Below are 20699 nucleotides of genomic sequence, written 5' to 3' on the forward strand. Positions count from 1 at the left end.
AACCGATATGCATAGCATTCTCACTTCGCGGCGCGGCGCGCTCAAGGCGCTGGGCGCGCTGGCGCTGTCCGGCGTGGCCAGCCAGCTGCTGCTGTCCACTCGCGCCAGCGCCGCCCTGGCGCCGGCAGGACAAGGCTTGATTGATTTCATCGACGTCTCGCGCACCTTGACCGGCAAGGCCGAGATCAACCCAACGCTGGCGCTGGCCTTGTACCAGGCCTTCGCCAGGAACTCGGCGGAGATCGATACCGCGCTGGCCGGACTGAAAGCCACGCTGGGCACGGGCGAGGTGCTGGCGCACGACGACAAGACCACGTTCGCGGAAGCGCAAAAGGCCGAACAGGCACTGGCGCAGGCCATCCTCCAGGGCTGGTACCTGGGCGTGGTCGGCAAGGGGAAGAAATCGGTGTGCGTGGCCTACGTCGAGACCTTGTCCAACCGGGCCGTGGCCGACGTCCTCGTGCCGCCGAGCTTTTCGTACGGCCCTTGCGGCAGCTGGTCCGCGAAACCGTGATCACCTCATTTAAATAATCTCTATGAACACTATCAATTCTGCCGACATCTGCGTGATCGGTGGCGGTATATGCGGCGCGCTGCTGGCGCGCAAGCTGGCGCTGGCCGGCAGCTCGGTGCTGATGCTCGAATCGGGTCCGCGCGTGGGTCGCGGCGAGCTGGTGGAGCGCTATCGCCATTCCGCCTTCAAGTCCGACTTCATGGCGCCGTATCCGTTTTCCGAAATGTCGCCGCACCCGGTGTTCACACCGGAAGCGAACAAGTACATCGAGCAGGTGGGACCGCACGCGTTCCAGGCCCAGTACATCCGCATGCTGGGCGGTACCAGCTGGCACTGGGCGGCGCAGATGTGGCGCTACCTGCCGTCCGACTTCAAGACCCAGTCGCTGTACGGCGTGGGCAAGGACTGGCCGATCAGCTACGAGGAACTGGAACCTTATTACTACGAGGCGGAAGTGATTTCCGGCGTCGGTGGCTCGCTTGAAACCGGTTCGCCGCGCTCGCAGCCGTTCCCGATGGAGCCGGTGCCGGCATCGTACTTCCAGCAGCGCGTGACCGAGCGCCTGGCGCCGGACTTCAAGGTGCTCGACGACTGCACCGCGCGCAACAGCCGCAGCTTCGACGGCCGCCCGGCCTGCTGCGGCAACAACAACTGCATGCCGGTATGCCCGATCGACGCCCAATACCACGGCGGCATCGCCGCCACCAGCGCCGAAAAGGCCGGCGTGCACACCATCACCGAAGCGGTGGTGTACAAGCTCGAACATGACGACCAGGGCGCCATCACGGCGGTGAACTACTACGACTGGAACAAGACCAGCCACCGCGTCACCGCCAAGACCTTCGTTATCGCCGCCAACGCCATCGAATCGGTGAAGCTGCTCTTGATGTCGGCCAGCCCGAAATTCCCGAACGGCCTGGCCAACCGCAGCGACCAGATGGGCCGCAACCTGTGCGACCATCCCGCCATCGGCGTCACGTTCGATGTCGATGAACCGATCTGGCCGGGCCGTGGCCCGGTGAGCCCGTGCTCGATCGGCCAGTTCCGCGACGGCGACTTCCGCCGCGAACACGCGCCGTTCCGCATCGATATCTCGAATTCGTCGCAGGTGGCGTCGGTGACCAAGGAGCTGATCGGCGCCGGCTACTACGGCGTCAAGCTCGAAGGCTCGATCCGCGACCGCGCCTCGCGCCGCATGAGCATCAAGAACGCGCTCGAACAGCTGCCAGACCCGGACAACCGCGTGACCCTGAGCGACAAGAAGGACGCGCTGGGCCTGCCCACGCCGCGCATCTACTGGGACATCGACGACTACGTCAAGAAGGGCACGGTGGAGACGCGCAAGCGCTACGACGAGATCGCCAAACAACTGGGGGCGACCAATATCAAGCATAGCAAGGAGGGGGCGTTCAGCAACCGCCAGCACATCACCGGTACGCTCTCCATGGGCAAGGACGAAAAGAACAGCGTGACCGATCCGTTCGGCCGCGCGCACGATCATCCGAACCTGTACATGGTCGGCACCGGCGTGATGCCCACGGTGGGCACGTGCAATGTCACGCTCACCGCCGTGGCGCTGGCACTGCGCACTGCGGACAAGATTCTGTCGGAGGCGCGCCATGCTTAAGCTCTGTCGTTATGTTCTTCGTGCCGGCGTGGCCGCTGCCGCCGGCCTGGTGCTCGCTGCCACCGGCGCGTCGTACGCCCATGCCGCCGACGGCGCCACCCCGGCGCTGATCGAACGCGGCAAGAACCTGGCCGTGGCCGGCGACTGCATCGCCTGTCACAGCGCTGCCGGCCGGCCCGAGTACACGGGCGGACTGGCAATCGCCAGCCCGCTTGGAACCATCTATTCGACCAACATCACGCCGTCCGTCAAAGCCGGCATCGGCGGATACACGCTCGAGCAGTTCAGCCGCGCGGTGCGCACGGGGGTGCGCGCCGATGGCAGCCACTTGTATCCGGCCATGCCGTATACCGCGTATGCCAAGCTGACCGATGACGATACCGCCGCCCTGTACGCGTACTTCATGCATGGCGTGGCTGCCAACGACACGCAGGCGCCAGTCACCAAGCTGCCATTCCCGTTCAATATCCGCCTGTCGATGGCGGTGTGGAATGCGCTGTACCTGGACGACAAGCCGTACGTGGCCGACAAGTCAAAATCGGTGGAGTGGAACCGCGGCGCCTACCTGGCGCAAGGACTGGCCCATTGCGCCACGTGCCATACGCCGCGCAATTTCCTGATGGCGGAAGACGCTGGGCAGTACCTGCGCGGCGGCTCGCTCGGCACCTGGTATGCACCCGATATCAGCCCGGGCGCGTTGTCCGATGGCGGCTGGGACCAGGCCGCGCTGCAAGCGTACCTGGCGACCGGTCACGCACCGAACGGCGCCACCGCCGGCGGCCCGATGCTCGAAGCGATCGACAAGAGCTTTTCGAAGATGGATGCGCAGGACATCAAGGCAATCTCGGTGTACCTGACCGACTCGCCGGGTACCGCACGCAAGGCCGCCACGCCGGCCAACGTGCCGGTGCTGCCGTCGAGCGACATTGCCGAGATGGCCGGCAAGATCGGCGCCGGCGAACGCCTGTACCGCAATAACTGCGCCGCGTGCCACCAGGTGAACGGCGACGGCGTGCGCGGTTTGCCGGCGCTGCGCAACCACCCGTCGCTGCGCCACCCGAACGCCGACAACGTGGGCATGGCCGTCCTGGAAGGCGTGTGGCCCGAACATCGGCAGGGCATGCCCGGCTTCGAGGACGAGCTGACCGACCGCGAAGTGGCCGAACTGACCAACTACGTGATGGCCACCTTCGGCGGAAGCCGCGTGACCATCGATGAGCAGCGCGTGCGCACGCTGCGCGCCGGCGGGGCAACTTCGTCGCTGTTGCTGCTGGCCCGTGCCGGCATGGCGCTGGGCGTACTGGTTGTGCTGGCCGCGCTGCTGTGGTGGCGCCGCCGGCGCCGGTCCGGCCCTTCAACGATTTGAACGGACATTATCATGCAATGGTTTTACGATCTGAAAATCAGTAAAAAGCTATTCCTGTCGTTCGGCGCAGTGCTGGCGCTGACGCTGCTGCTGGGCGTGGTGACGATCGCCAGCATGGGCCGGCTCAACGCGGCGTCCAACCAGCTCTCGTCGCAGTCGCTGCCAAGCATGCGGTTCATCCTGGCGCTCAAGTCGGCGCTCAATACCACGCGCCGCTACGAGATGGAGCAGTTGCTGGCGACCGATCCGGCGCGCGTGGACAAGTACGACGAGATGATCGCGCGCATGGTGGCCAAGGTGGACAAGCTGCAAGGCCAGTTCCAGGGCACCATCACCAACGGCGAAGACCGTCAGTTGCTGGCGCAACTGGTGGCCGTGCGCGCCGACTACGCGGTGGAGCGGGCCAGGATGGTCGAGCTGCGCAAGCAGGGGCGCCGCGATGAAGTGCTGGCGATTGCCGAAGGCCGCTCGTTCAAGCTGATCAACCAGAGCGCCGACGTGATCGACAAGATCGCCCAGCGCACGCAAGACCAGGGCGATGCCAACAGCGATGCGGCCGAAGCGCAGTACCTCTCCGCGCGCAACCAGGCTATCGCGCTGCTGGCCGCCAGCATCGTCATCGGCATGCTGCTGGCGGCGTGGGTGGCCCGCATCGTCTCGCGTCCGCTGCAGCACGCAGTGGACGTGGCGCGCCGGGTAGCCGACGGCGACCTCACCGCCAACGTGCGCGTGACCTCGCGCGACGAAAGCGGCCAGCTGATGGCAGCGCTCAGGCACATGAACGACAGCCTGCAACGGCTGGTGGGCCAGGTGCGCGGCAGCACCGACACCATCGCCACCGCCTCGAGCCAGATCGCCGCCGGCAACCAGGACCTGTCCTCGCGCACCGAGCAGCAAGCCAGTTCGCTGGAAGAAACCGCGTCGTCGATGGAAGAGCTGACGGCCACCGTCAAGCAGAACGCCGACAACGCGCGCCAGGCCAAGGGGCTGGCGCTCTCCGCTTCGCAGATTGCGGTCAAGGGTGGCGACGTGGTGGGGCAGGTGGTGGGCACCATGGCGTCGATCAACGCATCGTCGAAAAAGATCGTGGACATCATCGCGGTCATCGACGGCATCGCCTTCCAGACCAACATCCTGGCGCTGAATGCGGCGGTGGAGGCGGCGCGCGCCGGCGAGCAGGGACGCGGCTTTGCCGTGGTGGCGTCCGAGGTGCGCAACCTGGCGCAACGCTCGGCTGCCGCCGCCAAGGACATCAAGGTGCTGATCGACGACTCGGTGGCGACCGTGGGCGCCGGCACCGCGCTGGTGGACCAGGCCGGCGCCACGATGGGCGACATCGTCGCCAGCATCACGCGGGTGGCGGACATCGTCAGCGAAATCACCGCCGCCAGCCAGGAGCAAAGCGCCGGCATCGAGCAGGTCAACCAGGCCATCACGCAGATGGACCAGGTCACCCAGCAGAATGCGGCGCTGGTGGAGGAGGCCGCGGCTGCGGCCGAATCGATGCAGGAGCAGGCGGCCGCGCTCAGTGAACGGATGGCGGTGTTCAAGTTGGCCGGGCAGGCGTCGCCAGCCGCATCGCGTAGCGCCTTGCGGCTGGGCGCCCGGTAAGCCGGTCATGCGGATCGCCACCGGCGGCTCAACCGCGTCCGGTGGTGGAAACAGTCGACATGAGCGTGGCGCCGCAAGTGGTCTTGTGGCCCTCGAACGCCACCGGCACGCCATCGATCAGCACTTTCGGATCGCCCTCGGCGATCTTGCAGTTGTTGTGCCCCTTGATCGGGCAGATGCACTGGTCGCCCTGGCGTGCGACTGCAATGCCCAGCACTGTGCTGTTCGGGGCGGCGGAGATGACTTTGCCGCCGTGGGTGGTGGGGTCGCCGAGGCGGATGACGCCTTTCATTTCGAATAGCCCTGGATGTACTTCGGCGCATCGTCGCGCAATCCCCACCAGGGCAGGTAGGCGTCGGCCATGCTGCGCGCGCGAAACCAGGGTTTGTCGGGATCGATGGGACGCACCACTGCCGGCGGTGAGACAACGACGGCGGTTGGCTGCTCCGGGTCGGTCGTTCCCGCCACCACTACATGTTTGCCGAAGTGATTGGCATAGCCAATGGCGAGCGCAACGTTGGTCAACGCCGAACCGGCGCCCATTTCTCCCAGCAGTGCAGGGGTGTTGAACGACTGCTCCAATAAATCGAGATCCGGCGCTTCCGTGGTGAGGGTTTGGGCCAGCGGCCCAAGCCGGCGCGATGAATCGGGGTGGGAGTTGTTGGCGTCGTGGATCACGTAGCCGACCTGGTTCGGTTTGATGGCGGCGTTGTCGCTGACTTTATCCAGCGTTGCCTTCCATGCCTGGACTATGCGTGGCGTCGCACCCCCGTCACCGATATCCGAGAGCTTGGTGGTTTCCGGGCGCGCGATCCAGGCCAATGCCTTGCGGCCGGTCTTGTAGGTGGGGCCGGCCAGTACCAGCACGACCAGGTTTTCGTTGATTTGATGGTCGAGCGGCCGGCTGGGGGCATCCCAGCTCATCGCCCATGCGGTGCGGTCGGGATGGACTTCGAGGTAATCGATGGCGGCTTGCAGGGAGGTGAAGCCGGCGTTGGGGCCGCCGGCGGTGACGCGCACGTCGGGAGGGTCGGGGCGGGTCCATAAGGTGGGCCGACTTGGATTACCCATGGCGAAGGTGTTTTGAAGAATCTGCTGCGTCTTCTTGCCTGCTGCCTCGGCGTCGAAGTCCTTGCTCGGTAACGCATATTCAACGCGTATGCCAGCGAGTTCACGCCAATACTTTTTTCTTTTGATGTTGTTGACGTTGTAGAAGTAATCGGGGTCGCCGTAGTAGTTGTCGTGTAGTAGTCCAATAAGCTCGTATTGATATCCACGATGGTAATTGAGTTTGGATGTTTGTCCTGCATTCCCGTCGGCTATCAGTGATACATATTTTACCGTGGAATAGTTGAAGGGTTTTTTGCGCAACATATCGTCATCTGCGTTCGGCTTGGCGATGCCCATAACCCATAACGTCTGCCATTCTGTTGGGTAGTCCTTGCGGTGAAGTGGATTTAGCCAGATTAATCCCACGACTTGTACACCAGATTTTTTTATCGGGTTCATACTAAGAGTTTCTTTCATTGCTAAATTTTGTTCATGCAGGGGAGAGTTTTTGCACCCGGTTAGTAAAGCGAAAATTATTAGAAGCGTGCTGCCCATGATTTTCATAAACATTTATTTGCTCCGTCGTCTTGATGAAATTTCTACGTGCGGTTGTCAACAATTTTTTTCGGGATAAGTAAGTTATTTTCCTTCTTCGATATCCATATGCTTATAGGTAGCCCATTGATGCTTCCCGATTTGAAATGATCCGACTCGGCACTGTTTTCGATGTCTTTTACATCCTGCAGATATCGCCAATCTGAAAATTTCAAGAATCGACTCATATCCTTCTCCGATATCTGGCAAATCCCCACCGCAACGTCATAAGCCAATGCCCGCTCCGAATGCATCGGATTAGTAAAAATCGTCGAATGATCAGTCGCTGCCGCATCGACGGTCTCCGCCAGGCTGACCTTGATGTGCTCAGTTCTCCAGGCCGTGTATTTCGCACTTGCCTTTGACGGGTCATCCTCCTCGACCACCTTCGCATCGGCCGCATACAACTTTTCCCGCTTGGCCCGCAAGCGCAGCATCGCGTGCTGCTCGTATCGCAGCGATGCCTCGTCGCGGTCGTTGCCCAGTGCCACATCCGTGCTGCCGTCGGGTGCTTGGTGGACATTCGCGTAAGGGTCGCCAGCCTGCCGGACCCGGTTGCCGTCGCGCGAAGCGCCTGGCGGGTCATAACCCTGATCGAACGCGGCGCTGGGCTGGCCGAAGCGCATGCCTTGCGGTAGAAAGGGCGGATAAAGCGCCGGCGCGTCAGCGGGAACTTGCCAGTCGGCCTCTGGCAGTGCATTGACGCGCTGCCTGGAAAGGGCGGTGACCAACGTCCCCAACGGCGCCAGGACGACGGTGAAAAAGCGTCCAAGGAAAGAATCGCTCGCCTCCAGCCCTTTCTTGATCGAATATCGCGCGATCTTGGAGTGCGGCAGCCAGAAGTCCTTGCTGCCGCTTTTCGGTTTGCGCCAGTGGTTATCCCAATAATGGTAGGTTTCCTTTTCGCCCACCTTGAACCCCTGGGCAAACACGCGCTGCACCAGCACGCCCTGCGCCCTGGTTGCGTCGATCTCGTTAAAACTATCGCGATTTGTGATCCCAAGCCAGCCGATGCCGCGCACCGTTACCGCAGAGATGACCTGGTCATGGGGATTGGAATATAAGGTCACGCGGCCATAAGTCGATCCTTGAACACCGTATTTCCCGCGATCGGTCTGGGCATCGAAACCTCCGGTGCGGTTGGCCATGCGGCGGTCGATCCGCTCTGTGGTTTGCAAGGCATCGAGCGCTTTGCGAGTGCGCACGATGTCAAAGAACGCGGCCAGCGTGGCGATGCGGGCTGCGTGGGTCTGCCGCCCGGTATTGCCATTCGGGTCGACCAGGTTGCCCTGGGTCCAGTCTTCAGCGAGATTGTCCTTGACCAGGCTGTAAGGCGGATTGGCCAGAACGTAATTGTCGGCCACGCACGGCCCGCTTTTGCCGTCGGCGTCCGTCACGTGCGGCATGCGGTCGCCGAGGAAGGCGGCCGCCATGCCGATCATATTGCCCTGGCTATGGCAGACGATGGTGATCGGCACATCGGCTTGCGCCTTGCGGATCGCTTCGACCAGCTTGGCCAGGCGGTACGCGGCCAATACAAAGTAGCCGCGTGGCGGGCACGCATAGACGTCACGTTCGTTGACCGGATTGAGGTGCTGGACCTGCATCCACAGGAACAGCTTCTCCGACAGCCCTTCGTTCCACAGGTCGGGTAGCGAGGTGCAGCCGTTGGCAAACGGGCCGCCGCCCCAGTAGTTTTGTTCGTTGAGATAAATCTTGTCGCCGAAGGCCTGCAACTCTTCGCCGCCGGCCTTATAGCCCCACCTGAAGCGGATCACGGGCGAGCAGGCGTTGCCCATGTCGAAGAAGTTGTTGGAATTGAGTTCGGGATTGATGAAGCCGTCGTCGGTCAACTCCTGCGCGTAGGTGATGGCCTTGAGCTGACCCGATGCCGGGCCCGGATACTTCATCTGGTCGCTCCGGCGCGCCAGCCGGGTGTTCAAGCCGTCGCACAGGCCTTGTTCGCAAGCGTCGTACCACTCGCCATCCGAGTTGACGCCGTGGACCAGGATCACGATGCCCGGCAAAGGCAGGGCGTGCGGGATGTCGTAGTGGGTTGCATCGAAGTCGGTGTGGACGCTGCCCCGGGCGAAGGCCACGCAGTCGTTATCGGGTTTCAGCGCCATGGCATCTCCGTGTCCGTTCAATCGCGCGGGATGAAAAAGGTGGCGGTCAGCTGTTGCAGCTGGTCGCCGGTGATGGTCGGGCCTTTGCCGTCCGCATCGGTAACGCCGGAGACGACCTTGCCGTCCTCGGTTGCCACCGACACCTGCACGCCTTCGCACGGCGCGCCGTCGAGGGGGCTGACCAGGCGCGGCGTGCGTCCCAGTTGGCCTTCGCCGAAGGTGGGCAGTTCGCCGCGCTGGCTGGCCGGGCCGTTCCAGTGGTGGCCATCGGTCTTGATGGTGAGCGCGCCGGGACCGCCCAGTTCCACGGTACCGCCGGAGAGCTTGAGGTAGGCGCCGCCCTGGGTCATCAGGGTGATTTCGTCTTGCGCCACGCCGACGATGCGGGTGGCGGAGGTGAGCCGCAGGTCGCGTGCGGCGTCCAGTTGCATCAGGTCGTGCTGGCTTTGCATCCGGTACTTGCCGTGGTGGGCGATCTGGGTAATGCCTTGCTGGTGGGAGAACAATGAAATGCCCTGGCCTGCGTTGATGTTGCAGCACTTCGCGGCACTGAACTGCAGGTGTCGTAGGGCTACCTGGTCGATATTGCCCACGGCGTAGTGGACCATGGTTTTTCGCGTGCCCAGCGCGATGCCTTCAGGTGCGGTGACGGCGATGGTCGGCAGGTCGGCCGGCTTGACCGCGCTGGCGCTCGAGAGCTGTTGATGCAGTTCGCTGGCGCCGGCAGCGTCAAGCGCCAGCGCCTGGTGCTGCGCCGCGTACGTGCCCAGCGACTTGAACAAATCGAGGCAGTCCTGCATCAGCGCCAGGTGCTCTTGTTGGTCCAGCTGCGTGCCGGCGGCGTCTAACCGCTGCCATGCCGAGATCAGCAGCGAGCGGGCCGTGCGCAGGCTGCCACTGCCGTCGGTGCGCAGCTCGAAGCCGTCGCCGCGCTGGTCAGCACTACCGGCCTGGCGCGGGGTGGTCAGATAGCCGAGATTTAAGGCGCTGGTGGCGTGGTCGCTGGCCAGTTGAGCGCTGATCTGGCCGGTGGTGTCGTCGAAGCGCAGCTGGCTTTTGCGCTGGCCTCGAATTTCCTTGCTGCGCATGCCGGACAGGTAGCGGTTGCCGGGCAGGCCGCCGCCGTTGCCAAGTTCCGGCGGCACGCCGACGCCGTTGAACAGCTGGCCCACGATCACCGGCCGGTCGGGATCACCGCCGAGGAAGTCGATCAGCACCTCGCTGCCCACGCGCGGCAAGCTCACTGTACCCGCTTGCTGCCGGGCAGGCCCCGCGCCGGCCCATGACGTGGCCACGCGGATCCAGGCGCTGTCGGTCTCGGTAGTGGAGGCGCCGGCGCCGCTCGCATGCTGGTGATCCTGCGCCCGGGTGGCAGGAAAGCGTACCTTGACCCGGCCCAGCGCATCGCAATGGACTTCCTCTCCGGCGGGGCCGACGACGATGGCGCTTTGCGACCGGGCGCCCGGCACGTCGATGCGCGGATCGTAGGCCGGCACGAGGTGCACATCCTTGCGCACGCACGTAAAGCGGTTGCGATAGCGGTCGCTGTGCGCGTGGGCGACGGCGCGCCAGCCGCTCTGCGCGTACAGGCCTTCGAGACGCGCATCGAGCGCTTGCGGGAAGTTGTTGCGGGCTTCGATTTCCAGCGCGGTGATCACGAAAGCGCGTTCGGCTGGCGGGTGCTGGTCGATCTCCGGGTGACCGGATAGTGTGAACCACTCGCCGGTCCGTAAATCGCGCACACCGCTCTCGCCATAAAAGCACTTGGTCTCCAGATCGAACCGCGCCATCCGCAGAGCGCCCAGTTGGCGCAGGTCGTCGTTGTCGCTGCCGGCGTGCGGCGTCTCGGCCAGGTAGTCGGTGAGCGTGGCGGCAAAGCGGTTGCCGTGGCTACCCTGGTCGGCCAATGCCTCGCTGCCGGTTTGCATGAACTCGACGCCTTTCGGCCGCTTGTAGTCCCAGCTGAAGCGCTTGACGGCGCCCGGGCGCAACTGACGCGCGGCGGTCCAGGAGGTGATGGCGTCGCGCTCCTCGGTGGCGTGGTTGCGGTGAAAGCGGATGGTTTCCGCGGCGCTCACGGGCAGGCGCGCGGCGTCGTCGAACAGCACCAGCGTGTGGGTAGGGTGGTCGGCATCCGCTGCGCCGTGCCGTACGTACCACGAGATGCCCCGACGCTTGAGCAGCCGGCGCAGGAACTGCGCATCCGACTCGTTGTACTGCATGGTGAATTCACGCCCGGGGAACGCGCGCTGCGCCAGTGCGGCGTCGATCTCGTAGTGGAACGTGGTGACCATCACCGGGTTGGTTTGGCGCCACTCGGACATCAGGATAGCGGCGATATCCAGCTCGTTCTGGTTGCGGAAGATACGGGTGTTGGTGCGGTGCTCCATTAGCGCCAGTGCGTCGCGCAGCACCAGCTGATAGGTGGCAAGCCCGCCATCGCTCATGCCGGCACAGGCTTCGGCGACGATGCCGCATACCGCGTGCAGGTCGCCGCGATCGGTGACCAGTTGCAGCTCGGCTGGCACGGCGATGAACTGCTTCAGCGGCAGCGTGGCGTCGGTGGCCACGCACAGCACGCGGTACTCGATGCCGCCGCACACGGTTTCCGTGCCGGAGATGCGGTGCGGCAGCAGCAGGTCGTCGCTGTTGCCATCGTCAAAAGCCAGCCGCAGCCGCAATGGACGGTTGCTGGTGTTGAGCAGCGCTAGCGCTCTGTCGGTGGCCATGTGTGCTCCTGTGCGGTCAGTTGCCCAGTATCACTGTTCCTATCGGCAAGTTATTGCGGAGGCGCAACTTCAGGATGCGGTGCGTACTGTCCCGGAATGGACGATGTCATAGCAAAAATCGTCGCTGTCACCGCTGCGGCCGTGCAGGAATACGCCGTGGCCGAGGCCCACGGTGGCGGACAACTGGCAGGGTTCGATATCGGCTGCGTGCAAGACCAGCCGCACCCGGTAGCGGACATTGACCACGCCGAACATGGCCAGGATGTCCGCCAGTTCTTGCGCCCCCTTTGCGCCGGGCAGAAATTGCTCGTACCGTTCGCGGCGTAGTGGACCGATTTTTATCTCGGCAGCCAGGTCGGCGCGATGACAGTGCTCACCCAGCATGGCGCCCTGGCCCAGCGTGCAATGTTCGACCCCCAGGTGCAGCCGGTCCTCGCGCAGGTACCAGCCGCCGACGAACGGCTGAAACGTCACCGGCACAGCGAAATAATCCGTGATGACAGCGGTGATGGCCGCTGCCGTCACCGGTCGCTGGCGGAACAGCGCGGCATGGTGGGCCAGCGCTTGCGGTGGCAATCCAGTCCCTGCAGGCGGGGTGCCCGCCAGCGCCAGTTGCAGCGCCAGGAACTGGTCGCGCCCTGGCGGCTGGCTATCGATGCGGTGGGCCGCCCAGGCCTGGTAAAACTGCATGGTAGCGCGCGTGCCCAGCAAGTCGAGGAAGGCGCGCGGGCCGGCGTCATGGTGCTGGCGTTCGGCCTCTGCGATGGCTTGCGTGTAATGGGCGGGCAGGGCGCTGCTGTTACCGAGCAGGCTGAATGATGCGGGGGTGAGGTGGATGACTTGCGCGGGATCGTTCTCGAGCAGGTCCAGCAACTGCTCACCGGTGCGCACTTCGCGGTTGTCGTGCGTGCGCGCCCACAGCGCCGCCAGCTCGCTGGGCGGGAAGCTGCTGGGCATGCGGCTGTGAAAGCGCAGGCGTGCCGGCGGATCCGCGGTGCCGGATTGTTCGAGCCAGCGCAGCAGCAGGCGCACAGCCTGGAACAGCTCGAACCGCGTCGGGTCGGCCAGCAGTTGCTCGATCAAACCAGGGCCTGGTGGCCGCTTCGGGGCGGGCATCGCAGCAATTCCTTTCCGGAGTTCGACAGCACGATCAGGCGGGTGAAACTGTTAAATTGGACGGTCATGGCCAGCACATGATCGATCACCTGGGCAAACACCGACAGCCCGATGCCCGCGAATGCGTGGTCGTCCACGGTGAGCATGATATCGATGCCGTACACCAGGCTGCCACCACTGCTGTCACTGCGCCAGACGCTGGCGCTGCGGTGCTGCAAGGCGGTGATGCCGTCGATTTGCCGCTGCGTCACGTCGGAAGCGGCCAGGTCGTGCAGCGCCAGCATCTCCTTCAATACCGGCAGGCCGTCGCGGGTCAGGCTCTGGTGGTTGAGATTGAGGAGCGACACCAGGCGCCACTGGGTACTCTGGTTGATGGCGAAACGCCGTGGTCGGGTTGGCCGGCGCAGCAGCAGCACCGGCACGTCGCTGGCCGATCCTTCGTGGTGCAGGTCGCCGGTTGTTTTGCCAGAGGGGAGCCGGCACGGCATCTCGCCATTGCTGCAGGTGAGATTGATGGAAGCGGATGCGGTGGTGGCTGCGGTGTGGGCTGCGGTGGTGGCTGTCAAGGGCTGCATGGCGCTGTCGGTGAAAGCGATCTTCATGGCGTGGCCGGGCGAAGAGATGGCCAGCGCCTCATCGCGGCGGACGGTCCAGTAACGGCCACCGGCTTCGCCATGGCGCATCGCGTATAACGGATGCAGGTCCGCGACCCGGCTGCGGGCGCCGTCGTGGCGCAGCATGCTCACCTGGTCCACGCTGAAGATCTCGAACGTGTGCGCGCGCGGGTTTTCCACTGTCAGCGAGTATTCCGCGCACGTGTGATCGAGTTCGATCGGGCGTGCCGGGTGGCGGAACAGGTTGACGACCGGTGCACAGCTGGTGAGCAAATGCCTGGCGTCGAGCGACTTCAGGCGCGCCATGGTGTCGTCGCGGTTGGCATCGGCCAGTACCAGGTGCAGGGTAAAGCTGCGGCAGTCGCGCGGCAGTGCGGCGCCGATGGCGTGCATGTCGAGATCGACGAAATTGAATTTTTCGGGAAAGCAGAAATACTCGGTGAGCAGGCGATAGGGCGACGGGTGGTTGCCGGTGGGGAGCAGCGCCTGGTCCGGCCGCAAGCCTACCGCCAGCAGCGGCGCCTGCACCAGCAGCGACCATGGTCCGTCGCCGCTTTCCACCAGCGCGCAGGCGGTGCGCAGGAACAGCGCGTCGCGCAGCGCGGCGGCCAGGCCGGCATCGGCGTTGATGTACAGACGCAGCGCATGGTCCGTGCAGGCAGCGCTGGCGGTGAGCGCGATGCTGATGGCCGGCCCTGCGTTGGCAGGCAGGCGCACGCTGCGCGGCACTTCGAGCGCGGATTGCAGCCGCACGCTGTCGATCCTGAGCGGTTGCAGGACCAGGTCGTCGGTGGTGGTGAACTTGCACAATATGCCATCGTGTTCGGCAGCGCTCATGACGGTGCCGCGCGGGATCACGGCGGTGTGATCGAACGGATCATCGGTAACCGCATGCACGATCGAGCAGGAAGGAAAGGGGCGCAGGTAATGCGGAAAATTGTTGTGTAAAACCGATTCGACGAACTGCACATGCGAGTCGTCGAGGCGCTTGGCGGTGCGCGCGTTGAGCAGGGCGCAAGCTTGTACCAGGCGCTCGACGTGCGGATCGTTGCAGCCTTCGCCGCTGATGCCCAACCGGCCGGCAACCGCCGGATAGCGCGTGCAAAAATCGCCAGCCAGCGCGTTGAACAGCGCCAGCTCCGCCTCGTAGTATTTCAGCAGGTCGTTCATTGTCGTTTTGGTCCCCATAGCCGCGCTGGCGAACGGCAATTATTGAGGAAAACAACAAATTAATACTGAGATGCAACAATGTAAGGTCAGCCGATCGAAGTTTTAGAACCGCGTCTCGCGCGCCACCCGCAAAAACTGGTCAAGAATACCCGTGCAGTCGAGCAGCTCCACGCCACCGGCGCGGTGGAATTCGGGGTGCCATTGCAGGCCCATGACGAACGGCGCCTTGCGGTAGCGGATCGCTTCCACCATGTTGTCGGGCACCGACAACGCTTCCACCATCATGTCGCGGCCCAGGGTTTTGACGGCCTGGTGGTGGATCGAGTTGACCGTGCCGCTGGCCTGGCCCTTGAACATGCGCGACAACGACGAACCGGCCGGGAAGGTGATGTCGTGGCGATTGCGGTCGTAGTCGTCGTTGACGTGGGCCAGCGAATCGGGCACGTCGGAAGCAATGTCCTGGTACAGCGTACCGCCGAACGCCACGTTGATCAGCTGGCAGCCGCGGCAGATGCCCAGTACCGGCTTGCCCGCTTCCACGAACTCGTGCAGCAGTTCCAGTTCGTACATATCGCGCGCGCGGTCGCCGCTCCACTCGGGGCGGGTGGGCGTTTCGGCATAGCTTTGCGGCGAGACATCGGCGCCGCCTTGCAGCACCAGGCCGTCGAGGTGGCGCGCGTAGTCGCGCAGGCGGATGTTCGATGGATGCAGCAGGCCGTCGGTGTTCACGGTCGGGATCATGAAGACCAATACGTCTCGCGACATCACCCACTGGGCGATCGATTCTTCGAGATATTGCAGATTCTTGCTGCGCAGGCCGGTGGAGCCGGCTTCGGGATGGAAGATGCGCGCCGAGATGCCGATGTGGAGCGGGCGCTGCACGATGTGGCGGGTGACCGAGGCGGCCACGCGCCGGTAGCGCGCCATCAGCACCCGGCCCCACAGGCTGAACACGGTGTCGCCGGGGTCGAGGTAGCGCGGCGTGGCGGTGTTGATCTTGCTGTCACCGCGCGCCGGCCGGCGTTCCTGGTCGGAGGCGCGACGGTGCGGTGTGCTGTCCTTGTCGTCAGGGCCGTCAGTCATGCTGTTCCTCATTTACGGTAACGTGTTGTTAGTGTGCCACAAGCCAGCGTCGGCAGTCGCCCGGTTCACAATTCCTTACATGTCAGCCGGTATCAATCGGAAAGCCCGGTCCGCCTGGGCGGCCCTATAATCGGGCCATGAGAAAACTATGGAAAACCATCGGCCGCGTGGTCGCCTCGATTGCGATTGGCGTTGCTACCGCCTGGGGTGCGCTGGCGCTGTGGTACCAGCCGCCGTTGCAGGTAGAGGCGCTGCGCGTGCCGGCCATGGGCCTGTGGGTGTCGATTGCGCCGGTCACGCTCTTCTGGTGGTGGCGCCTGCACCGCGCGCGCGTGCTGCTGCCGTGGGGCGCGGCCATGGTGGCGCTACTGGTGTGGTGGGGCACTTTGCAACCGAGCCACGAGCGCGTATGGGCCGACGACGTGGCGCGCATGGTCACCGGCGACGTGCAGGGCAGCGTGGTCACGCTCGACCAGGTGCGCAACTTCGACTGGCGCAGCGACGACGACTACACGCCGCGCTGGGAGCGCCGCAGCTACGATCTCGATCAACTGCGCTCGGTGGATGTGGCGCTGTCGTACTGGATGGGCCCTGCGATTGCCCACACGCTGGTGTCGTTCGGTTTTGCCGACGGCCGCTACCTCACATTTTCCATCGAAATCCGCAAGGAGCGCGGCGAAAGTTTTGACGCCATCGCCGGCTTTTTCAAACGCTACGAAACGGTGCTCATCGCCGCCGACGAGCGCGACATCCTGCGCGTGCGCACCAATGCGCGCGGCGAGGATATGTATTTATATCGTTTGAACATTCCGCAGAAAACCATGCGTTCGCTGTTCCTGTCGTACCTGGACGAAGGCGCGCAGCTCAAACGCACACCGCGCTTCTACAACACGCTCACCGCCAACTGCACCACCATCGTGTTCGAGATGGCGCGCCGGATCGATACCGCGCTGCCGCTCGACTGGCGCCTGCTCGCTTCCGGCTACCTCGACCGCTACCTGTTCGATCTGGGCGCGCTGGCCGGCCCGCAGCATTTCGACACGCTGCGCCAGGCTGCCCACATCACGGCGCGCGCGCGGGCGGCGGACCAGGCTCCCGACTACTCTGCTGCCATCCGCCAGCCGGCGCCCTGAAAGATCAGTGATGGAACCAGGACTGGCGGGACAGCGTCGGCGCGCGGAAGAAGCCGGGCTGGCCATGCGCTGGCGGGTAATACAGCGGCGGCAGCGCCCGCGCCGCTGCCGGGGTGCGCAAGCCGCGCATCACTCCTTGCCGGTGCAGGTTCTTAGCCGCCCCTTGAGGATCTTGCCGGTGGCTGCCGCCGGCAGGGCCGCCATCACGATGATCTCGGCCGGCCGTTTATAAGGCGCCAGGTGCTGCGCCAGCCAGGCGTGCAGGTCTTCCAGCGCCACGGGATGGCGGGCGTCCAGCTCGATGTAAGCGACCACGTCCTCGTCGCCATGCCCACCGGGGCGTCCTACCACCGCCGATTGCGTCACGCCCGGGTGGGCGTTGAGCACCGTTTCCACTTCCAGCGGGTAGACGTTGAAGCCGGCGCGGATAATCAATTCCTTGGTGCGGCCGACGATGAACAGCGCGCCGTCCGCGTCGCTGCGCGCGACGTCACCGGTATCGAGCCAGCCGCCGTCACGCATGCTGGCGGCAGTGAGTTCCGCATCGCGGTAATAGCCGAGCATGACGTTCGGGCCGCGCACCCACAGCTGGCCATCGACGCCGGGTGCGACCGGCACGCCATGCGCGTCCACCACGCGCACCGCCACGCCGGGGATGGCATGGCCGACCGACGTGTCGGTGCGCGGCTGGTCCAGGCGCGTCTGGCTGACGGTGGGCGAGGTCTCGGTGAGGCCGTAGCCGTTATGCAGCGGCACGCCCAATACCCGCTCCACGCGCGCCTTCAGGCTGGGCGCGAGCGGCGAACCGCCCGCGTAGGCGAAGCGCAAATGATTCGGCAAAGAGTCGTCAACGCTGCCGAGCCTTTCCAGCAGCTTCGCATACATGGCCGGCACGCCCTGGACGATGGTGAGTGCGTGCTCGCGCAGCGCGGCCAGCAGCGCAGCGGGCGTGAAGCGTGGGCACAGGTACAGGCAGGCGCCCGCGTAGAGGGTGCCCAGCATCACCGATGTCAGGCCATAGACGTGGGTGATCGGCAGCACGCCGTATGCGCGGTCGGATGGCACGAGGCCGCGCAGGCGGCTCGAGACTGCCGCGACGAAGAGCAGGTTGCGGTGGCTGAGCATCACGCCCTTGGGCGCGCCGGTGGCGCTGGTGGTGCCGGTGGTGTACACCAGCGCCGCCACCTGGTATTCGGACGCCGCGTGCACCGGTTCGGGTACGCGGCCGGTATGCAAGGCGCCGACCATCCAGGCGCCGAACGGCGAATCGGCAACGATGGCCGCGTGGCGCAGGCCGTGGGCGGCAGTCTCGGGCGAGGTGCTGGAGCCAGGCGCGCTGGTATAGATCACGCGGCGCGCGCCGCAATGGTCGCGGATCTGGTCCACCTCGTGCGCGGAGAGGCGGCCGTTGACGTGGACGATCCAGGCGTCGAGATCGGCGGCGGCAAAGGTGAGTGCCACTTGCGCTGCGCAGTTTTCGCCGACTACCATCAGGCGGTCGCCGGCGCGCACATCCAGCGCGCGCAAGTTGGCGGCAGTAGCGTCGATGGCGGCAGCCAGCTGGGCGTAGGTCCAGTGGCGGCAGCCGTCGTGCAGGGCGGGGGCGTGCGGGGTGTCGTGCGACCAGCGGCGCACGATGGCGCCGAGCCGCGCCGGCAAGGATGCCAGCAGGGTATGGAGATCGAAGTCGTTCATCTGGCCGGGACCGTCGTTGGCGAAAAGCGGCCAATGTGACGGCACCGCGCGCCAGTGTCAAGCCTTGATGTCGAGCAGCGAGCCCAGCGTTTCGTCGGAGGTCTTGATCACCGACAGCGATGCTTGCGTCTGCGCCTTGTACACCAGCGAATTGGTGATGTCGGCGGCCAGGTCGGTGGCGCTGGGTTGACCGCCTGCGGCCAGTTGCTGTCCTTGCAAGGAAATCGATACCCCACCGCCGGCCGGGGTCGACTCGCGGAAATTCACCTGCGCCGGCTGGAAGCCTTGCGTGGATGCATTCGCGATCGAGTGGGCGCTGTTGGACAGCGCGCTGAGGCCGGCGGTAACGCCGCTGGCGCCGATGTGTAGGGCTGAAATGGCCATGATGAAATTCCCCTAGGGCAATACCCCCGATTGTACACCTTTGATCCAGATCATGCTTGGTGCGAAATGCTCATTTAGGCTTGCAGTTCGACCTGCGCTGGCGCAATGTGCCCGGTTCGCTTTCCAGGTTGATCAACCCGCAATCCTGTTCGTGGAGGACTATCCAATGTTTCCATATTCCCAATCCGTCACGCCCGCCGTCAAATCGCATCTCGACGCCCAGATGGCATTTTTCAACGACATGTCACGTTCGATGTTTCGTACCGCCCAGCAGTTCAGCGACCTCAATCTGCAGATGGCGCAAACCATGCTGGAAGATGTCGCGCACACCGGCTGCGATTGCCTCACCGCCAACCGCGCCACCGACATGATGTCGGCCGCTGCCAGCCGCGCGCAGCCGGCCACCGACAAGCTGCGCGCGTACCAGCAGCACCTGTCGCGCATCGCCGCCGACACCCAGGTGGAAATGTCCAAGGTCGCCGGCGAACACGTGGAATCGACTACCCGCACCGCCAAGGTGCTGGCCGACGAGGTGGCCCGCACCGCCCAGGAAGAAGCCCAGCGTGCGCTGCAACAGCAGGAATCGGCCATGGAGCGTGCCGCCGATCCGTTCCGGCAAAACGGTGCGCGGCGCATGGCCGATGGCCAGGATCACCAGCCCTACGGTAGTAGCACCGGTACCCAGGCGTCCGGCCAGGCCACGGCAGCGCAAACCGCAGCGCAAGCCGCCGCCCAAAGTGGCAAGCAAAGCGGCGCCCGCAAGGAGGCATGAGCACCGGATTGCCCCTCCTGAGGCAGACGGCACCATCGTCAACGATGGTTTATCATCGGGGCCTGTTGCCCTGGAGATAAAGATATGACGAATGCCACCGCCCAACCCGATTCATTGCACATTGTTTGCCCCCACTGCGACGCCGTCAACCGGCTCCCCGCCGCCAAGCTGGCGGCGCAGCCGGTGTGCGGCAAGTGCCAGAAACCGCTGTTTACCGGCCAGCCGGTCGATCTGACCAGCGCGCGGTTTTTAAAGCATATCGAGCGCAGCGACATTCCGGTGCTGGTGGACTTTTGGGCGCCGTGGTGCGGGCCGTGCCGGACGATGGCGCCGTTTTACGCGCAGGCCGCCGCCAGGCTGGAGCCGCACTTCCGCGTGGTCAAGGTCGATACCGAGCAGGCCCAGGACCTGGCCACCCGCTACGCGATCCGCAGCATTCCCACGCTGGCGCTGTTCAAGGGCGGCCGCGAAGTCGCGCGCCAGCCGGGCGCCATGGATGCGACCAATATTATTGCTTGGGCCAATCAAAACAATCGCTAAAATCGCCATCGCCATCGCCATCGCCATCGCCATCGCCATCGCTGCGTTGCAGCGCCGCGCCGTAAGTTAGACCGTCATGCGCCGAAGGTTTTATCAGGCGCTGTTAATGGCTGGCCGCGTTGCGCATGATGCGTACCGGCTTGCTGCCGGACTCGGCCGGCTGCGCGGGCAGCATGTCGGCCAGCGTCTGTTGGTCGAGCACAGCGAGAAATGCCCTGGTGGCATCGTTGAGCGTGTGTTTGAGCTTGCAGTCGTTGGTGAGCGGACAGGTGTCGTGGGCGCGGTCGAAGCATTCGGCCATGAAGAAATCGGTCTCGGTAGTGCGCACCAGCTGGCCGATATTGATGTCGGCCGGTTCCTTCGCCAGCCGCAGGCCGCCGTTGCGGCCGCGCACCGTCTCCACCAGCCCGGTTTGCCCCAGCTGGTACACCACCTTCATCAGGTGGTTTTTCGATATCCCGTGCAGGTCCGCGATGTCCTGGATGGTCACCAGGCGGTCGCGGTTGGCGCTCAGGAATAGCAGCGTGCGCAGCGAGAAATCTGTAAATTGGGTGAGGCGCATCGGCGGGGATTCA

18 protein-coding genes are annotated in these 20699 nt (G+C 64.6%); 7 read left to right on the forward strand and 11 right to left on the reverse strand.

Going from position 1 to position 20699, the window contains the following annotated elements:
* The first annotated feature begins 7 nt into the window (after positions 1-7).
* From SR858_RS09135 to SR858_RS09150, 4 genes are read left to right on the forward strand one after another with little or no spacing between them, the layout of a single operon-like run.
* On the forward strand, positions 8-514 hold the full coding sequence (locus SR858_RS09135; RefSeq protein ID WP_019922450.1) for a sugar dehydrogenase complex small subunit: 507 nt from the start codon (positions 8-10) through the stop codon (positions 512-514).
* Between the two features lie 22 nt (positions 515-536).
* The gene (locus SR858_RS09140) at positions 537-2141 is read left to right on the forward strand and encodes a GMC family oxidoreductase (RefSeq protein ID WP_019922451.1); all 1605 of its coding nucleotides are present in this window, start codon (positions 537-539) and stop codon (positions 2139-2141) included.
* Entirely contained in the window at positions 2134-3507 is a 1374-nt protein-coding gene (locus tag SR858_RS09145) for a cytochrome c (protein ID WP_026637395.1), read from the forward strand. The genes SR858_RS09140 and SR858_RS09145 overlap by 8 nt, the downstream gene beginning before the upstream one ends.
* Before the next feature lie 12 nt (positions 3508-3519).
* Positions 3520-5118: a methyl-accepting chemotaxis protein gene (locus SR858_RS09150; protein WP_019922453.1), complete on the forward strand. Its 1599-nt coding sequence runs from the start codon at positions 3520-3522 to the stop codon at positions 5116-5118.
* A gap of 28 nt (positions 5119-5146) precedes the next feature.
* On the opposite strand, the gene SR858_RS09155 is transcribed toward SR858_RS09150, so the two are convergent.
* The 7 genes from SR858_RS09155 to SR858_RS09185 all read right to left on the reverse strand — a co-directional run bounded on the left by SR858_RS09155 (position 5147) and on the right by SR858_RS09185 (position 15600).
* A complete protein-coding gene (locus tag SR858_RS09155; protein WP_019922454.1) occupies positions 5147-5410 on the reverse strand; it encodes a PAAR domain-containing protein in 264 nt (87 codons plus the stop codon).
* Positions 5407-6738 (reverse strand): hypothetical protein, encoded by a 1332-nt coding sequence (locus SR858_RS09160; protein ID WP_157094836.1) that lies wholly within the window; start codon positions 6736-6738, stop codon positions 5407-5409. Before SR858_RS09160 ends, SR858_RS09155 begins: the two co-directional genes overlap by 4 nt.
* A 29-nt stretch (positions 6739-6767) precedes the next feature.
* Positions 6768-8888 carry a T6SS effector phospholipase Tle3 domain-containing protein gene (locus tag SR858_RS09165; RefSeq protein WP_019922456.1) on the reverse strand — a complete coding sequence of 707 codons (2121 nt, stop codon included), beginning with the start codon at positions 8886-8888 and terminating at the stop codon, positions 6768-6770.
* Between the two features lie 17 nt (positions 8889-8905).
* Positions 8906-11617, reverse strand: a complete 2712-nt coding sequence (locus SR858_RS09170; protein WP_019922457.1) for a type VI secretion system Vgr family protein — start codon at positions 11615-11617, stop codon at positions 8906-8908.
* Between the two features lie 69 nt (positions 11618-11686).
* A complete protein-coding gene (tssG, locus tag SR858_RS09175) occupies positions 11687-12733 on the reverse strand; it encodes a type VI secretion system baseplate subunit TssG (protein WP_084669994.1) in 1047 nt (348 codons plus the stop codon).
* On the reverse strand, positions 12697-14517 hold the full coding sequence (tssF, locus tag SR858_RS09180) for a type VI secretion system baseplate subunit TssF (protein ID WP_019922459.1): 1821 nt from the start codon (positions 14515-14517) through the stop codon (positions 12697-12699). Before tssF ends, tssG begins: the two co-directional genes overlap by 37 nt.
* Positions 14518-14619: 102 nt before the next feature.
* Positions 14620-15600, reverse strand: a complete 981-nt coding sequence (locus SR858_RS09185) for a gamma-glutamyl-gamma-aminobutyrate hydrolase (RefSeq protein WP_019922460.1) — start codon at positions 15598-15600, stop codon at positions 14620-14622.
* Between the two features lie 137 nt (positions 15601-15737).
* Here SR858_RS09185 and SR858_RS09190 point away from each other — a divergent pair, with 137 nt between their 5' ends.
* Positions 15738-16733: an Lnb N-terminal periplasmic domain-containing protein gene (locus SR858_RS09190; RefSeq protein WP_019922461.1), complete on the forward strand. Its 996-nt coding sequence runs from the start codon at positions 15738-15740 to the stop codon at positions 16731-16733.
* A gap of 4 nt (positions 16734-16737) precedes the next feature.
* On the opposite strand, the gene SR858_RS09195 is transcribed toward SR858_RS09190, so the two are convergent.
* Genes SR858_RS09195 through SR858_RS09205 form a run of 3 tightly spaced genes read right to left on the reverse strand, consistent with a single transcriptional unit; the run spans position 16738 to position 18812 of the window.
* Complete coding sequence (locus tag SR858_RS09195; protein ID WP_322534533.1) at positions 16738-16866, reverse strand: hypothetical protein; 129 nt, start codon at positions 16864-16866, stop codon at positions 16738-16740.
* Positions 16863-18428, reverse strand: coding sequence for a class I adenylate-forming enzyme family protein (locus SR858_RS09200; RefSeq protein WP_026637396.1), 1566 nt, complete (start codon positions 18426-18428; stop codon positions 16863-16865). The genes SR858_RS09195 and SR858_RS09200 overlap by 4 nt, the downstream gene beginning before the upstream one ends.
* A gap of 57 nt (positions 18429-18485) precedes the next feature.
* On the reverse strand, positions 18486-18812 hold the full coding sequence (locus SR858_RS09205) for a hypothetical protein (protein WP_019922464.1): 327 nt from the start codon (positions 18810-18812) through the stop codon (positions 18486-18488).
* A gap of 166 nt (positions 18813-18978) precedes the next feature.
* On the opposite strand from SR858_RS09205, the gene SR858_RS09210 reads away from it, so the two are divergent.
* Positions 18979-19584, forward strand: a complete 606-nt coding sequence (locus tag SR858_RS09210; RefSeq protein ID WP_019922465.1) for a phasin family protein — start codon at positions 18979-18981, stop codon at positions 19582-19584.
* Positions 19585-19668: 84 nt separating this feature from the next.
* Positions 19669-20124 carry a thioredoxin TrxC gene (gene trxC, locus SR858_RS09215; protein WP_019922466.1) on the forward strand — a complete coding sequence of 152 codons (456 nt, stop codon included), beginning with the start codon at positions 19669-19671 and terminating at the stop codon, positions 20122-20124.
* 103 nt (positions 20125-20227) lie between these two features.
* Here the strand turns inward: trxC and SR858_RS09220 are convergent, their stop codons facing one another.
* Positions 20228-20686, reverse strand: coding sequence for an RrF2 family transcriptional regulator (locus SR858_RS09220; RefSeq protein ID WP_019922467.1), 459 nt, complete (start codon positions 20684-20686; stop codon positions 20228-20230).
* Positions 20687-20699: the final 13 nt, after the last annotated feature.

Origin of the sequence: Duganella zoogloeoides (genome assembly GCF_034479515.1) — a bacterium.
In the GTDB taxonomy this organism is placed as follows: Bacteria; Pseudomonadota; Gammaproteobacteria; order Burkholderiales; family Burkholderiaceae_D; genus Rugamonas; species Rugamonas zoogloeoides.

Bases quoted from the DNA above. Each gene is read 5' to 3' on its own strand.
- SR858_RS09135 (WP_019922450.1), top strand. From the start codon at position 8: ATGCATAGCATTCTCACTTCGCGGCGCGGCGCGCTCAAGGCGCTGGGC.
- SR858_RS09140 (WP_019922451.1), top strand. From the start codon at position 537: ATGAACACTATCAATTCTGCCGACATCTGCGTGATCGGTGGCGGTATA.
- SR858_RS09145 (WP_026637395.1), top strand. From the start codon at position 2,134: ATGCTTAAGCTCTGTCGTTATGTTCTTCGTGCCGGCGTGGCCGCTGCC.
- SR858_RS09150 (WP_019922453.1), top strand. From the start codon at position 3,520: ATGCAATGGTTTTACGATCTGAAAATCAGTAAAAAGCTATTCCTGTCG.
- SR858_RS09155 (WP_019922454.1), bottom strand. From the start codon at position 5,410: ATGAAAGGCGTCATCCGCCTCGGCGACCCCACCACCCACGGCGGCAAA.
- SR858_RS09160 (WP_157094836.1), bottom strand. From the start codon at position 6,738: ATGTTTATGAAAATCATGGGCAGCACGCTTCTAATAATTTTCGCTTTA.
- SR858_RS09165 (WP_019922456.1), bottom strand. From the start codon at position 8,888: ATGGCGCTGAAACCCGATAACGACTGCGTGGCCTTCGCCCGGGGCAGC.
- SR858_RS09170 (WP_019922457.1), bottom strand. From the start codon at position 11,617: ATGGCCACCGACAGAGCGCTAGCGCTGCTCAACACCAGCAACCGTCCA.
- tssG (WP_084669994.1), bottom strand. From the start codon at position 12,733: ATGCCCGCCCCGAAGCGGCCACCAGGCCCTGGTTTGATCGAGCAACTG.
- tssF (WP_019922459.1), bottom strand. From the start codon at position 14,517: ATGAACGACCTGCTGAAATACTACGAGGCGGAGCTGGCGCTGTTCAAC.
- SR858_RS09185 (WP_019922460.1), bottom strand. From the start codon at position 15,600: ATGACTGACGGCCCTGACGACAAGGACAGCACACCGCACCGTCGCGCC.
- SR858_RS09190 (WP_019922461.1), top strand. From the start codon at position 15,738: ATGAGAAAACTATGGAAAACCATCGGCCGCGTGGTCGCCTCGATTGCG.
- SR858_RS09200 (WP_026637396.1), bottom strand. From the start codon at position 18,428: ATGAACGACTTCGATCTCCATACCCTGCTGGCATCCTTGCCGGCGCGG.
- SR858_RS09205 (WP_019922464.1), bottom strand. From the start codon at position 18,812: ATGGCCATTTCAGCCCTACACATCGGCGCCAGCGGCGTTACCGCCGGC.
- SR858_RS09210 (WP_019922465.1), top strand. From the start codon at position 18,979: ATGTTTCCATATTCCCAATCCGTCACGCCCGCCGTCAAATCGCATCTC.
- trxC (WP_019922466.1), top strand. From the start codon at position 19,669: ATGACGAATGCCACCGCCCAACCCGATTCATTGCACATTGTTTGCCCC.
- SR858_RS09220 (WP_019922467.1), bottom strand. From the start codon at position 20,686: ATGCGCCTCACCCAATTTACAGATTTCTCGCTGCGCACGCTGCTATTC.